The sequence below is a fragment of the Streptomyces sp. TLI_185 genome (genome assembly GCF_003814765.1).
Taxonomy (GTDB): Bacteria; Actinomycetota; Actinomycetes; order Streptomycetales; family Streptomycetaceae; genus Streptomyces.
This window is the reverse complement of the sequence record NZ_RKRB01000001.1, coordinates 454,877-468,736: the sequence shown is the minus strand read 5'-3', so window position 1 is coordinate 468,736 and position 13,860 is coordinate 454,877. Positions and strand designations below refer to the sequence as shown.

The window sequence follows — 13,860 nt, the reverse complement described above, 5'->3', positions numbered from 1 at the left end:
GCACACCCCCCACGTTCTCATCACGCAGTGACGATCCCGCACAGCTCGGCTCGTCCCGGTCAGTACACCCGTCTGCCCGGTCTGTCACCGGCCGCCCCACGCGGCCGCAGCAGTAGGAGAACGAGTGAGACGCATCCCCCGCAAGCGGACCTCGGTCGCAACCCTGGTGTCCACCGCGGCCCTCCTCGCCGTCGGCATCCAGTCGGTCCCGGCGAACGCGCAGCCCGCCGCCCCCCATCCCAGCCCCCTCCGCGCCGGGGGACTGGAGGCAAAACTGTCTCCGGCGCAGCACAGCGCGCTCATCAAGAGCGCCAAGCAGAAGTCGATCGCCACCGCCCGCACGATCGGCCTCGGCGCCAAGGAGAAACTGGTCGTCAGGGACGTCGTCAAGGACAACGACGGCACCCTGCACACTCGCTACGAGCGGACTTACGCCGGCCTGCCCGTCCTCGGCGGCGACCTCGTCGTGCACACCCCGCCGGCCTCCCTGGCCGCCGGCACCGTGAGCACGACCTTCAACCACAAGCGCACCATCAAGGTCGCCTCCACCACCGCGACCTTCACCAAGGCGGCCGCGCAGACCAAGGCCCTCAAGGCCGCCAGGTCCCTCCACGCCGAGCAGCCCACCACCGACAGCGCCCGCAAGGTCATCTGGGCGGGCACCGGCACCCCGAAGCTCGCCTGGGAGACGGTGGTCGGCGGCCTGCAGGACGACGGCACGCCCAGCCAGCTGCACGTCATCACCGACGCCGCCACCGGCAAGGAGCTCTACCGGTACCAAGGCATCAAGACGGGCACCGGCAACACCCAGTACAGCGGCACGGTCACGCTGAACACCACACTGTCCGGTTCGACGTACCAGCTGTACGACACCACCCGCGGCGGCCACAAGACGTACAGCCTCAACAACGGCACCTCGGGCACCGGCACCCTGATGACCGACTCCGACGACGTCTGGGGGACCGGGTCGGGGGCCGGCACCCAGACCGCCGGCGCGGATGCGGCCTACGGCGCCCAGGAGACCTGGGATTTCTACAAGAACACCTTCGGCCGCAGCGGCATCAAGAACGACGGCGTCGCCGCCTACTCCCGCGTCCACTACAGCACGGCGTACGTCAACGCCTTCTGGGACGACGACTGCTTCTGCATGACCTACGGCGACGGCTCCGGCGGCACCCACGCGCTGACCTCGCTGGACGTGGCCGGGCACGAGATGAGCCACGGCGTCACGTCCAACACGGCAGGACTCGAGTACAGCGGTGAGTCCGGTGGCCTCAACGAGGCCACCTCGGACATCTTCGGCACCGGTGTGGAGTTCTACGCCAACAACAGCAGCGACGTCGGCGACTACCTCATCGGCGAGAAGATCGACATCAACGGCGACGGCACACCGCTGCGTTACATGGACAAGCCGAGCAAGGACGGCGGCTCCGCGGACAGTTGGTACTCAGGCGTCGGCAACCTCGACGTGCACTACTCCTCGGGCCCCGCGAACCACATGTTCTACCTGCTCTCCGAGGGCAGCGGCACCAAGACCATCAACGGCGTCACCTACGACAGCCCGACCTCCGACGGCGTCGCCGTCGCCGGCATCGGCCGGGCCGCAGCCCTGCAGATCTGGTACAAGGCGCTGACGACGTACATGACGTCCAGCACCGACTATGCCGGAGCACGCACCGCCGCCCTCAATGCGGCCGCCGCTCTGTACGGCACGAGCTCCACGCAGTACGCCGGTGTCGGCAACGCCTTCGCGGGCATCAACGTCGGCAGCCACATCACCCCGCCCTCGTCCGGCGTCACGGTCACCAACCCGGGCAGTCAGTCCTCCACCGTCGGCACGGCGGTGAGCCTGCAGATCTCGGCCAGCAGCACCAACAGCGGCTCCCTGACGTACGCCGCGAGCGGACTGCCCACCGGCCTGTCGATCAACAGCTCCACCGGAGTCATCTCCGGAACGCCGACGACGGCCGGCACCTACAGCACCACCGTCACGGCGACCGACTCGACCGGCGCCACCGGCACCGCCTCCTTCACCTGGACCGTCAGCTCGGGCGGAGGCGGCGGCTGCACCTCGGCCCAACTCCTCGGCAACCAGGGCTTCGAGTCGGGCAACACCACCTGGACCGCGACCAGCGGCGTCATCACCAACGACAGCGGTGAATCGGCGCACGGCGGCTCCTACTACGCCTGGCTCGACGGCTACGGCTCCACCCACACCGACACGCTGTCCCAGTCGGTGACCATCCCGAGCGGCTGCAAGGCCACGCTCACCTTCTATCTGCACATCGACACATCGGAGACCACCAGCAGCGTCGCCTACGACAAACTGACGGTCACCGCCGGTTCGAAGACCCTGGCGACGTACTCGAACCTCAACGCCGCCTCGGGCTACGCCCAGAAGTCCTTCGACCTGTCCTCGCTCGCCGGCTCCACCGTCACCCTGAAGTTCAGCGGTGTCGAGGACTCCTCCCTGCAGACCGGCTTCGTCGTCGACGACACGGCGCTGACGACGGGCTGACCACCCGCACGAAAAGGGCCTCACTCCGGGAGGGGTGAGGCCCTTTCGGCGTCAGTTGAAGGGGTCGAGCGTCAGATACGCCTGCTGCGGACCGGCGTCGTGCACCAGCGACTCCTGGTTGCCGACGTCGTCGAAGGCGAAGGCGTAGGCCTTGCCGTCGGCCATCTGCGCGTGGATGTTCCGGGCGTACTGGTTGGTCACCGCATCCTTGTAGAAGTTCGCCGTCGAGGTGTCCGGCTGGTTCGCGTTGACCAGGAGCGTGGAACGGTTGAAGCCCGCGCACAGAGTGCGCGAAATCGGTCCGCGCACCTGGTCGTTGGGCGCGTCGAGCAGTTTGTGGCAGCCGAAGATGCTGTCCGCGTCCGGCTTCTGGAAGCTGGTGACGACCGCGCCCGAGCTGTTGGTGAAGTTCATGACGTTGCCCGAGACCTTGCCGTAGTACTTGGTGTTCGGCTGGTCGGCGAACGGCGTGACCGTCAGTGTCGACGTCGCGTACTTCTGCCAGACACGGTTGACGTAGTCGTCCATGACGGACGCCGGCAGGGCTCCGTTCTCCAGGCCGTATCCGGGTGCGAGCGCCCGCAGTACAGTGCCGTCGGAGCGCGTCTGGATGAGCTTGGCCCAGCCGCCCGACTGTCCTCGCAGCGCGCTGAAGAACCCGCTGTAGCCGCCCGACTTGAGATGCCCGGTACTGACCGTGCTCCCGTCGGAGCGCTGCACCCCGACCGCGTAGGGCGCCGAGAACATGTCCACCTGCGTGCTGTTGAGCCACAGGCCGGAGTCGTTGAGCGTGTACTCGGACCAGTTGAACAGGATGTCGCGGTTGGGGTCGCTCGGGTTCTGCACCGCAGGCTGCACCAGGCCGCCCGTGGTCAGCTTGAACACCAGTTTCTGGCCGTACGAGAAGTAGATGCGGCCGGAGAACTTGGGGATGCGGATCGTCTTCGACTGCCCGGCGGCCGGCCCGGCGATGGACGCGTCGGGCGCGGGAGTCGGCGGATTGCCGCCGGCCGGCCACGCGTGGAAGGCGCCGTTCGCGTCCGCCCAGCCCTGCTGCCCGGTCGAGAGCAGGGTGCCGAGCGTGTAGACGTAGACCGGCTCGCTGCGGCCGGAGTTGTTGGTCAGCTTCAGAGGGATCGTGTCGGGCACGGCCGCGTCGGCGGACGAGGGCGCGTGGATGGCGAGGGCCCCGGCGAGCAGGGCTGCCGCAGCAGCCGGTACCAGGAGCCGGCGGGAGAGCTTTCTGAGCACGCTCCACCTCCGTGGGGGGTTGGGAATTCACTTGTTGTGGGGGGATCACCCGGAGAAATTGGTCCGGACCTCTTTGAGAGCGCTCTCAAACTGGCACCGGGATGCGTGCATGTCAATAAGTTGAACAACGGGCAACGGTCGGCGCCCGCGGAAGGAACTCCGCGGGCGCCGTGGCCGGTTCAGTCGATGCGCGTCAGAACGTGCGCTCGAGGAGGTCGAGAAGCGCCGCCCAGTGCCGCTCGTCGCCCTCTTTGTTGTAGGCGGAGGTGTCCGCCTGGGTGAAGCCGTGGTGCGCGCCCGGATAGACCTCGCAGCGGTGCCGTACGCCCGCCGCGGTCAGTGCGTCCTCCAGGCGCTGCATCTGCTCGGGCGGCAGCGAGGGGTCCTCGTCGGCGTGGCCGAAGTAGACCTCGGCGGTGACGTGTTCGGCCGCCAGGTGCGGGCTGTCCGGGTCGTCCGTGGCCATTCGCCCGCCGTGGAAGCCGGCCGCGGCCGCCACCCGGTCCGGATAGTGGCCGGCGGTCAGCAGGGACAGCCGTGCCCCCATGCAGTAGCCGGTCAGCGCGACCGGGCCGTCGGCGACGAGAGGGGAGTCGGCCAGCCACTGCAGGTACGCGGCCGCGTCCCGCATGGCCGGGTCGGGCGTGACGGACTGGACCAGCGGTCCGACCTTGCCCCAGATCTCCGGACGCGCCTCCGGGTCGATGAACTCGGGCAACTCGACAACGGGTGTCCGCCCGTGACGGTAGAACACGTTGGGCACCAGCACGGTGTAGCCGGCCTCCGCGATGCGGTCGGCCATCCCGGTCAGATGGGGACGGATCCCGAACGCGTCCATGTAGAGCAGGACACCGGGGCGGGCGCTGCCGTCCGCGGCGTGTGCCACATAGGCGTCGGCGACACCGTCCTCGGTGGTGATGTCCACAGTCGTTCCCTGTACGGAGGTCATGGGGGCTGCCTCTCTGCGCGCGGCGGCGACCAACTCTGCGGCCCGACGGGCCGGGTGCGGCCATCGTTGCATGCGCCACTCACCTTCCCCGCGGCGCCCCCGGCCTCGTACGACGTGCGAGTTCACTCGAACCGTGTGGTGTCCCCGGCCCCCCGCCGCACGATCTCCGCCTCACCGCCCGAGAAGTCGATGACCGTCGTCGGCTCGGTGCCGCAGTCCCCGGAGTCGACCACCGCGTCCAGCACATGGTCGAGGCGGTCCTTGATCTCCCAGCCCTGGGTCATCGGCTCGTCCTCGTCGGGCAGGAGCAGCGTGCTGGACAGCAGCGGCTCGCCGAGTTCGGTGAGCAAGGCCTGGGTGACGACGTGGTCGGGGATACGCACACCGACCGTCTTCTTCTTGGGGTGCTGCAGCATGCGCGGCACTTCCCTCGTCGCCGGCAGGATGAAGGTGTAACTGCCAGGTGTCGACGCCTTGATGGCGCGGAACACGTCGTTGTCGACCCGTACGAACTGGCCGAGCTGCGAGAAGTCCTGGCACACGAGGGTGAAGTGGTGCCGGTCGTCCAGCTTGCGGATCGTACGGATCCGCTCGATGCCGTCACGGCTGCCCAGCCGGCAGCCGAGTGCGTAGCAGGAGTCCGTCGGATACGCGATGAGCGCGTCCGCCCGGATGCTGTCCGCGACCTGGGCGATGGTGCGCGGCTGCGGGTTCTCGGGGTGCACATCGAAGTACTTCGCCATTCGCCGAGCTTATGCCGTGCCGACCTTGGCGACGAACGCGGCGACGTTGGCCACGGTGCGCCGGATCTTCTCCTCCAGGGTGATCGTCTCGTGCAGCCGCGCCCCCATGCCCGCGTCCCGCAAGCCCCGTACGTACAGCGAACAGGCGAGGTCGCTGCAGATGTAGGCGCCCACCGAGTTGCCCTGCTGCCCGGCCCTGCCCGCCTTGCGGGCGACCATCAGGGAGACGCCGCCGGAGTGGGTGGTCAGGCACATCGAGCACATGCTGCGCCGCGTCTGCCCCACGGCGGGGCCGGAGCCGCGCAGCGCGACGGCTCGGGGCCCGCCGTCGGTCCACTCGGTGACGAGGTAGGCGCGGTCGGGGGCCTGGGGGTCGCGCCAGCCGAGGTAGTCCAGGTCGTCCCAGGGCTGCTCGGCCAGGTCGCGTGGGACGGACAGGCGCTTTGCCTCGCCCTTGGTGCAGTTCACGAACGCGGTGCGGATCTCTTGCTCAGTCAACGGTTCCATAAGGCAACGCTAAATTGCCTAAATGCTTTAGGCAAATGCATAATCGGATCTGGCGAGAGAGGAGGGCGGCCATGGCGCGCGTAGGGCTGACCACGGAACGTGTGGTCCGGGCAGGTGCGGAGCTGGCGGACGAGGTCGGCTTCGACCAGGTGACCGTCTCCGAGCTGGCCCGCCGTTTCGGTGTCAAGGTTGCGAGCCTGTACTCGCATGTGAAGAGCTCCCAGGACCTCAGGACGCGGATCGCCCTGTTCGCCCTGGAGGAGCTCGCCGACCGGGCGGCCGACGCCCTCGCGGGCCGCGCGGGCAAGGACGCCCTGATCGCCTTCGCCAACGCGTACCGCGACTACGGCCGGGAACACCCCGGGCGCGCCGCAGCGGCCCGGCTGCGGATGGACCCCGAGACCGCGGCCGCCAGCGCGGGCGTGCGCCACGCCCAGATGACGCGTGCGATCCTGCGCGGTTACGACCTGAGGGAACCGGACCAGACGCACGCCGTCCGGCTGCTTGGCAGCGTCTTCCACGGCTACTCGAGTCTGGAGACGGCCGGTGGCTTCAGCCACAGTGCCCCCGACTCGGAGGAGAGCTGGACGCGGATCCTGGACGCCCTGGACGCGCTGCTGTGCAACTGGCCCACCACCCCGACCCTTTGACCGACAGGCTGAGGACATGCCCACCGAGCACGACTGGATCACCACGCCCGTCACCGCCGAACTGCTGCGCGGCGCCCTCGACGTGGAGCCCACCGAGCGCGGCGTGCTGCCGCACCGGCTGCCCGCCCGGGCCCGCGCCCAGTGCACCGATCCGCAGCTGGCCAGCGCCGAGTCCCAGCCCTCGGGCGTACGGCTGGCGTTCCGCACGCGTGCGACGGCCGTCGAACTCGACACCCTGCCCACCAAACGCGACTACGTCGGCGCCCCGCCCCGTCCCGACGGCGTCTACGACCTCCTCCTCGACGGCCGCCCGGCAGGCCGGGGCAGTGTCAAGGGCGGCAACACCGTGACCATCGACATGGTCGCCGGCACCGCCGAACTCCGGCCCGGGCCCGTGGGTACGCTCCGCTTCACCGACCTGCCCGACGAAGTGAAGGACGTCGAGATCTGGCTCCCGCACAACGAGACCACCGAACTGCTCGCCCTGCGCACCGATGCCCCCGTGGAGCCCAGCCCGCCCAGCGGCCGCAGGGTATGGCTGCACCACGGCAGCTCGATCAGCCATGGCTCCGACGCGGCGAGCCCCACCACCACGTGGCCCGCACTCGCCGCCTCCCTGGGCGGAGTCGACCTGATCAACCTGGGGCTGGGTGGCAGCGCCCTGCTCGACCCGTTCACCGCGCGCACCCTGCGCGACACCCCGGCCGACCTCATCAGCGTCAAGATCGGCATCAACCTGGTCAACACCGACCTGATGCGCCTGCGCGCCTTCACCCCCGCCGTGCACGGCTTCCTCGACACCGTCCGCGAAGGACACCCCACGACTCCGCTGCTGGTCGTCTCGCCCATCCTGTGCCCGATACACGAGGACACGCCCGGCCCCAGCGTCCTGGACTTCACTTCCCTGAGCGACGGTCAACTGCAGTTCCAGGCCATGGGCGATCCCGGGGAACGGGCGAGCGGGAAACTGGCCCTCGGCGTCATCCGGGACGAGCTGGCCCGTATCGTCGCCCAGCGGGCGGACGAGGACCCGAACCTGAACTACCTTGACGGCCGGGAACTTTACGGCGAGGCCGACCACGCCGAATTGCCCCTGCCCGACCAACTCCACCCGGACGCCGCCACCCACCTCCGCATCGGTGAACGCTTCGCCTCACTGGCCTTCCCCCCGGGCGGTGCCTTCGCCGACCGCACCGCCTGAAAGGCCCGTTCCCCGTCGCACGTACCCGTAGGTACGCAACCACCGGGCACCCTGAGGTAACGTCCCCGACCGAAAAGCCGAGGTCGATGCGATGGACGAGGAGAAGGCCGACATGGCTGGCCGAAAGGACGGGGCCCGCCCTGCACAGGTGACGGGCGCCGACGGCGGCCCGACGTGGGCGCAGGAACTGCTCGAGCACCTGCGGCCCACGGGGCGGGACATCCGCCGGGTCGTCGCCTGGCTCGCGGACGCCGTGCAGGGGACGGCCTGGCTGCAGGACGGCACCGGCCGGCTCATCGCCGGAACACCGACACCGCTGGACGAGAACCTCCTCGCGGACCTCGTCTCCGGCCGGATCGCCTCCGCGGCCTGGGACGACACCGGACGCCATCTGCGGCTCGTCAGGGTGGAGCAGCCGCAGCCCGCCCCGGCCGGCGTCCTGGCCGTGTCCCGCCCGGCCCCCTTCGACCGCCGGACCTCCGACATCGTGACCCACACCGCCCAGGTGGTCGAACTCCTGCTCAGGGCACGCGAGTCGACCACCGCCGGGCGCCGTCTCCAACGCGCCACCTCCGATCTGCGCCTGGCGATCCTGCAACTGCTGATGGTCGAGGACACCGTCTCCGCGCGTCGCGTCGCCGCAGGTCTGTGGCCCGGCCTGCTCGACACCGACACCGCCTGCGTCTACGTCCTCGAGGGCTGCGCCGAGGACCGCGACCACCTCGCCGAGGAGTGCCTGACCGCGACGGAGGAGCAGGTGCTGGTCGTACGCTGCCCGGCCGTCGATGCGCACGTCATCGTCGTCGCTCCCGACGACGCGGCCGCCGCGGAACTGCGCTCCCTGATCGGCCGACGGCCGGGCACCTTCCTCGGCGGCAGCGCCCCGCAGAGCCTGGCCCGCACCGCCACCGCCTACGGACAGGCCGTGAGCGCGCTCGCCGTCGCCCGCTTCCGGCCCGACAAGCAGGCCGTGTACGCCGAGCGCACCCACCCCGAGCGCCTGATGGACCCCGCCGAACTGCACGGTTGGACGACCCACGTGCTGCGGCCGCTGGACACCCTGGCGCACCACACCCGCGCCGAACTCCTCGCCACCACCCGCCTGGGTCTGGAGTTCACCGCCGTCAACGCCGCCAAGGTGCTCGGCGTCAGCCGCAACACCGTCCGTGCCCGCATGGAGCGGGTGGAGGCACTGCTGCAGGCGGACTTCTCCGATCTCGCCGCCCGCGCCGTCGTCCACCTCGCGCTCAACACCTGGATCGGCCTCGCGACGGAACCGCACGAGACCGGCCCCGCAGCGACTGGCCACCCCCGGCTCGGCGAGCTGCTGACCGGCCCCGCCCTGCGCACCTGGGCGAGTGACCTGTTGGCGCGCCTCGATACCGACGCCCGCGATCTGCGCCGCACCCTGCGCACCTGGATCGCCGCCGGGGGCAACGCCGAACGCGCCGCGCAGAACCTGGGCGTGCACGCGCAGACGGTGCGGGAGCACGTGCGCAGCGCGGAGCCTGTCCTCGAACGCCAGCTGCTCGCCGCCGGCAGCGACCTCTACGAGGTAGTGCTCGCTCATCTGGCCCTCGGCGACCTCGACCAGCCCGACCTGCGCCGGGCGAACCGGGACCATCCGGACTCACCTGTGCACGGGTGAGCCGTGCGGACACCGCAGCGGGCACTGACACGGTTCACAACGGATCCACCCGACACGTAAGTTCGACGGACCGCGGGGGCACGACCGGAACGGGGGACCGGTCGGGCCCCCTTGCGGTTCTACGCGCGCAGCCGCACCGGCACCTCCTGCCAGCCGAACGCGATGAACGACGGCACCTGCCGCAACTCGTCCTCGCCGACGGCCAGTCGGACCTCGGGGAAGCGCTCGAACAGAGCCGGCAGCGCGGTCAGTGCCTCCACCCGGGCGAGCGGAGCACCGATGCACCGGTGCACACCGATCCCGAACGCCAGATGGTCGTCGGCCCCGCGCGCCGCGTCGAAGGCGTCCGCGTCCGGCCCGTAATGCGCGGGATCCAGCCCCGCGGCGGCATACGTCGTGATGATGGCGTCGCCCGCCGGGATCGTGACGTCGCCGACCGCGATGTCGGTGACGGCGAACCGCAGCGGCAGCGAGGCGATCGACGGGTGCACCCGCAGCGTCTCGTCGACGACCGCCTCCCAACCGATCTTCCCGGCCCGTACGGCGGCCAGCTGTTCGGGGTGCCGGAGCAGGGCGACGACCGCGTTGCCGATGAGGTTGACGGTGGTCTCGAACCCGGCGCCGATCACCAGCAACAGCGTGTACAGCAGCTCCTCGTCACTGAGCCGGTCGCCGTCCTCGTCCCGCACCCGGATCAGCTCGGTGGTCAGATCGTCCGCGGGGTGCTCGCTGCGGTGGGCGATCAGGGCCGGCAGCACCGTCCCGATCTGCTGCTGCACGAACGCGGCGTGCTCCGGGCTCGGGTCGGAGGTGTCCATGATGGCCGCGATCAGCCGGCGCGTGTCGTCCACCAACTCGTCCGGAACACCGAACAGTTCGCAGATGATCCGCATGGGCAGGGGCTGTGCGAGCGCCGCCTTGACGTCGACCACCCGGCCGTCGGCCCCGGCCGCCGCCAGCGCGTCCAGCAGCTCCTGGGTGACCACCTCCACCCGTGCCCGCATCTTCTCGGTACGCCGGTGCGTGAAACTCGGCGCCACCAGCTTGCGCAGCCGCGCGTGATCCCCGCCGTACGTGGAGAGCATGTTGACCACGCCCACCCAGCCCAATATCCAGCCCCAGGAGGGGTGTTCACCGATCTCGGGCCACAGTTTCCAGTGCAGCCGGGGGTCCCGGCTGACCTGCGGGTCGAGGATCAGGTCCTTGAGCGTGTCGTAGCCGGTCGGTGCCCAGGCGGGGATGCCGCCCGGCAGCTCGACGGGAACGACCGGGCCGAGGGCCCGCAGCCGGGCACTCTCACCGGGGATGTCGGCGCCGAACGGGTCGATGGCAATGCGGTCGGTGCGCTCGGTGACGGTCACGCGCAGCACAGTACACACCGTCACCGATCACTCTCGTACGGTTGAGCGATTCTTCGCCATTCCTGCCGCGCCCTGCCATGCAGTGACACCGGAGCGATGGCAGTCACTCCCCGGCGGTCGTGGCCGTCTGGGGGGTGCCACCGCGATGCCGCCCACCGCGCTGCCGCCCACCTCGCTGACGGCGACCGACGCGACCGGGTGGGCTGTCCGGCCGGCCCGGGCTGTCACAGGCCGGTCCAAGATCCTGGTGAACAGTTACAGCCGGGAGCGGCCCGCCCGGAAACGTCGGCGCTCCCTGCGACGTCACGCTGACCAGCCGTGTCGCGGAATTCCACGAACTGGAACAGCTGGAACGCGAACTCGGCCATGGCCCTGCTCGGCATCGGTATCGGCATGGGTATCGGCGTGGGCGGCGACCTGTATGCGCTCGCCGACGGACTGGCCGGGTGCTCCGAGGCCGTCTGCGCGGTACTGACCTCCGGCGGCTTCGACCTGTTCGCCGAGGTGGTCGCGTCGGGCCCGCGCGAACTGCTGGACTTCGTCAACGACGTCATACGGCCGATCGAAGGGGTCCGGCAGGTCCAGTCGCTCCCGGACATCGGCATCCACACGCACCGTTTCCTCCGGGACGTCGGCTGATTGCCGGGTGCGGGACGGGTACTCGGACAGCTCCGGAAGGACTATCGCTGGAGGAGGTCCGCATGACCAGCAGCACGGAGACCGGCGGCGTGACCGGTACGCCGGACAAGGACTACAACCTCATCTGGTACGTGGAGGCGTGCCTGAGCAATGCCCTGCGCCTGGAGACCTACATCCAGGACGCGGAGCGCGAGAAGGACACCGAGGTGGCCGACCTGTTCCGCAAGGCCCAGGCGGACAGCCGCAAGGGCGCGGAAATCGGCAAGGGACTGCTGCGCGGACGCCTGAACGGCGGCTGACGCCGGCTTCCCGTCCTCAGGCCCGGCCCCGTGCATGCCGCGGGTGACCGGGCCTTCCGCATGCCCAACTCCCGTCTGACACCCAGCGTTTACAGAGTTCGGGTCGACGGGCCGAACAGAGTTGCTACAGTGCTACTCGCCGGTAGCAAGCTGTACGGGGCGCGGGGAGCCGGCGTGTCGCCACTTCCCGGACGGCTGGTCGAGGCGCGCAGTCCGGCAAGGGGGCCGGGCCGCTCGCGGCTGCTGCGCATCCGTGTCGCGCAGTCCTCGAACTCCAGTTCCCCATCCGCCGATTCAGACAGGTGAGACTCTTCCCATGGCTCGTTCCCTGGTCGACTTACTGACCGAGCACGCCACCCAACAGCCCGACCGGACTGCATACCGCTACCTCGTGTCCGGCGACTGCGACGGAGAGATCCAGGAGATCACCTACGCGCGGCTCGCACACCGTTCCCGGGCCGTCGCAGCCTGGCTGCAGGAGCGCGGGCTGACCGGTTCCCGCGCCATGCTGCTGCACCCGCCCGGCCTGGAGTTCATCAGCGACTACCTGGGCTGCCTCGCGGCCGGTGTCGTCGCCGTGCCCGGCGTGCCCCCGCAGGGCCGGGCGCACAACCACCGCGCCCTGACCCGAATGAGGCGTCTGCTGGCCGACGCGGACGCCAAGGTGATCCTCGGCGGCCGGGAAGTCGTCACTGCCCTGGCCGGTATGGCGGAGCACCTGCCTGAGCTGGCCGGCATCACCTGCCTCGCCACCGAGGACATCCCCGACGAGGCCGCCGACGCCTGGCGTGTCCCCGACCTCACCCCCGACTCGGTCGCCTTCCTCCAGTACACCTCCGGCTCCACCTCCGCCCCCAAGGGCGTGGCCGTCACCCACGGCAACCTGCTCGACAACGAGCGGATCATCACCGAACGGATGGGGCACACCCCGGAGGTCATCGAGGAGTACGGCCGCGAACTGATCGTCAGTTGGCTGCCCGTGTACCACGACATGGGACTCATCGGACCGGTCCTGAACACCGTCTACCTCGGCCTCACCACCACCCTCTTCTCCCCGCTGCACTTCCTGCAGCAGCCCGACCGCTGGCTGAAGGCCGTCAGCCACTACCGCCCGCACACCAGCGGCGGCCCCAACTTCGCCTACGAACTGAGCCTGAAGCACGCCACCGACGAACTCGTCGACGGCCTCGACCTGAGTTCGTGGAAGGTCGCCTTCAACGGCGCCGAACCGATACGCGCCGCCACCCTGCGTCGCTTCACCGATACCTTCGCCCCCGCAGGCTTCCGCCGTGAGGCCTTCTACCCCTGCTACGGCCTAGCCGAGGCGACCGTGATGGTCACCGGCGCCTCCGTGGACGTCCCGCCCACCCTTCTCGCCGCCCAGGACCTCGGGCCGCACACCGGCGAGGCGGACGCGGCCGCGGTCGGCTGTGGCCGTCCCGGCCCCGGCCTCACGGTGACGATCGCGGACCCGGAACAGGGCACGGAACTGCCCGAGGGTCAGGTCGGGGAGATCTGGGTGAGCGGCGCCAGCGTCGCCAAGGGCTACTGGCGCAACGCCCTGGCCACCCGCGAGACCTTCCGCGCCACCCTGACCGGCCGCGAAGGCCGCTTCCTGCGCACCGGTGACCTCGGATTCCTGCGCGACGGCGAACTCTTCGTCACCGGCCGCCTCAAGGACCTGATCGTCATCGACGGACGCAACCACTACCCGCAGGACCTGGAGCTGTCCGCCGAAATGTGCCACCCGGCCCTGCGCCCCGGCTGCACCGCCGCCTTCTCCGTCCCCGCCGACGCAGAAGGCGAAGGGGAGCAGATCGTCCTCGTCGCCGAGGTGGCCCCTGACGCCGCGGGCGACTCGGAGAAGATCACCGACCTGATCCGCAGCGCGCTCGGCGAGGCCCACGGCCTGTCCGTACGCGAGGTCGTCCTGGTGCACCCCGGCACGATCCCCAAGACCTCCAGCGGGAAGATCCAGCGCCACGCGACCCGGACGGCCCACCTGGCCGGCTCCCTGTCCCCGGTCACCGCACCCGCGGCGCGCTGACACCACCCCCCTTCACGCGCCGCCCTCCACCACAACACCCGTACGCC

At 70.1% G+C, this 13,860-nt stretch carries 12 protein-coding genes; 7 read left to right on the top strand and 5 right to left on the bottom strand.

What is annotated here, in order from left to right; genetic code table 11:
• Positions 1–124: 124 nt before the first annotated feature.
• Positions 125–2,518: a M4 family metallopeptidase gene (locus EDD92_RS02085; protein WP_185123904.1), complete on the top strand. Its 2,394-nt coding sequence runs from the start codon at positions 125–127 to the stop codon at positions 2,516–2,518.
• Between the two features lie 51 nt (positions 2,519–2,569).
• On the opposite strand, the gene EDD92_RS02080 is transcribed toward EDD92_RS02085, so the two are convergent.
• The 4 genes from EDD92_RS02080 to EDD92_RS02065 all read right to left on the bottom strand — a co-directional run bounded on the left by EDD92_RS02080 (position 2,570) and on the right by EDD92_RS02065 (position 5,968).
• Positions 2,570–3,769: a glycoside hydrolase family 64 protein gene (locus EDD92_RS02080; protein ID WP_123962604.1), complete on the bottom strand. Its 1,200-nt coding sequence runs from the start codon at positions 3,767–3,769 to the stop codon at positions 2,570–2,572.
• A 193-nt stretch (positions 3,770–3,962) separates the two neighbouring features.
• A complete protein-coding gene (locus tag EDD92_RS02075; protein ID WP_123962602.1) occupies positions 3,963–4,718 on the bottom strand; it encodes a dienelactone hydrolase family protein in 756 nt (251 codons plus the stop codon).
• Positions 4,719–4,840: 122 nt separating this feature from the next.
• The gene (locus EDD92_RS02070; RefSeq protein ID WP_180291921.1) at positions 4,841–5,461 is read right to left on the bottom strand and encodes an L-threonylcarbamoyladenylate synthase; all 621 of its coding nucleotides are present in this window, start codon (positions 5,459–5,461) and stop codon (positions 4,841–4,843) included.
• A gap of 9 nt (positions 5,462–5,470) precedes the next feature.
• Positions 5,471–5,968 carry an FBP domain-containing protein gene (locus tag EDD92_RS02065; RefSeq protein ID WP_123962600.1) on the bottom strand — a complete coding sequence of 166 codons (498 nt, stop codon included), beginning with the start codon at positions 5,966–5,968 and terminating at the stop codon, positions 5,471–5,473.
• A 71-nt stretch (positions 5,969–6,039) separates the two neighbouring features.
• On the opposite strand from EDD92_RS02065, the gene EDD92_RS02060 reads away from it, so the two are divergent.
• The 3 genes from EDD92_RS02060 to EDD92_RS02050 all read left to right on the top strand — a co-directional run bounded on the left by EDD92_RS02060 (position 6,040) and on the right by EDD92_RS02050 (position 9,467).
• Positions 6,040–6,618, top strand: coding sequence for a TetR/AcrR family transcriptional regulator (locus tag EDD92_RS02060; RefSeq protein ID WP_123962598.1), 579 nt, complete (start codon positions 6,040–6,042; stop codon positions 6,616–6,618).
• A gap of 16 nt (positions 6,619–6,634) precedes the next feature.
• Positions 6,635–7,819: a GDSL-type esterase/lipase family protein gene (locus EDD92_RS02055; protein ID WP_123962596.1), complete on the top strand. Its 1,185-nt coding sequence runs from the start codon at positions 6,635–6,637 to the stop codon at positions 7,817–7,819.
• A 112-nt stretch (positions 7,820–7,931) separates the two neighbouring features.
• Positions 7,932–9,467: a helix-turn-helix domain-containing protein gene (locus EDD92_RS02050; protein WP_123962595.1), complete on the top strand. Its 1,536-nt coding sequence runs from the start codon at positions 7,932–7,934 to the stop codon at positions 9,465–9,467.
• A gap of 119 nt (positions 9,468–9,586) precedes the next feature.
• Here EDD92_RS02050 and EDD92_RS02045 read toward each other — a convergent pair whose 3' ends face one another.
• On the bottom strand, positions 9,587–10,828 hold the full coding sequence (locus tag EDD92_RS02045; protein ID WP_123962593.1) for a cytochrome P450: 1,242 nt from the start codon (positions 10,826–10,828) through the stop codon (positions 9,587–9,589).
• A gap of 318 nt (positions 10,829–11,146) precedes the next feature.
• Here EDD92_RS02045 and EDD92_RS02035 point away from each other — a divergent pair, with 318 nt between their 5' ends.
• The 3 genes from EDD92_RS02035 to EDD92_RS02025 all read left to right on the top strand — a co-directional run bounded on the left by EDD92_RS02035 (position 11,147) and on the right by EDD92_RS02025 (position 13,813).
• Positions 11,147–11,467, top strand: a complete 321-nt coding sequence (locus tag EDD92_RS02035) for an Lrp/AsnC ligand binding domain-containing protein (protein ID WP_260326283.1) — start codon at positions 11,147–11,149, stop codon at positions 11,465–11,467.
• A 62-nt stretch (positions 11,468–11,529) separates the two neighbouring features.
• Positions 11,530–11,766 (top strand): hypothetical protein, encoded by a 237-nt coding sequence (locus EDD92_RS02030; protein WP_099926203.1) that lies wholly within the window; start codon positions 11,530–11,532, stop codon positions 11,764–11,766.
• 316 nt (positions 11,767–12,082) lie between these two features.
• Complete coding sequence (locus tag EDD92_RS02025; RefSeq protein WP_123962591.1) at positions 12,083–13,813, top strand: fatty acyl-AMP ligase; 1,731 nt, start codon at positions 12,083–12,085, stop codon at positions 13,811–13,813.
• The last annotated feature ends 47 nt before the right edge of the window (positions 13,814–13,860 follow it).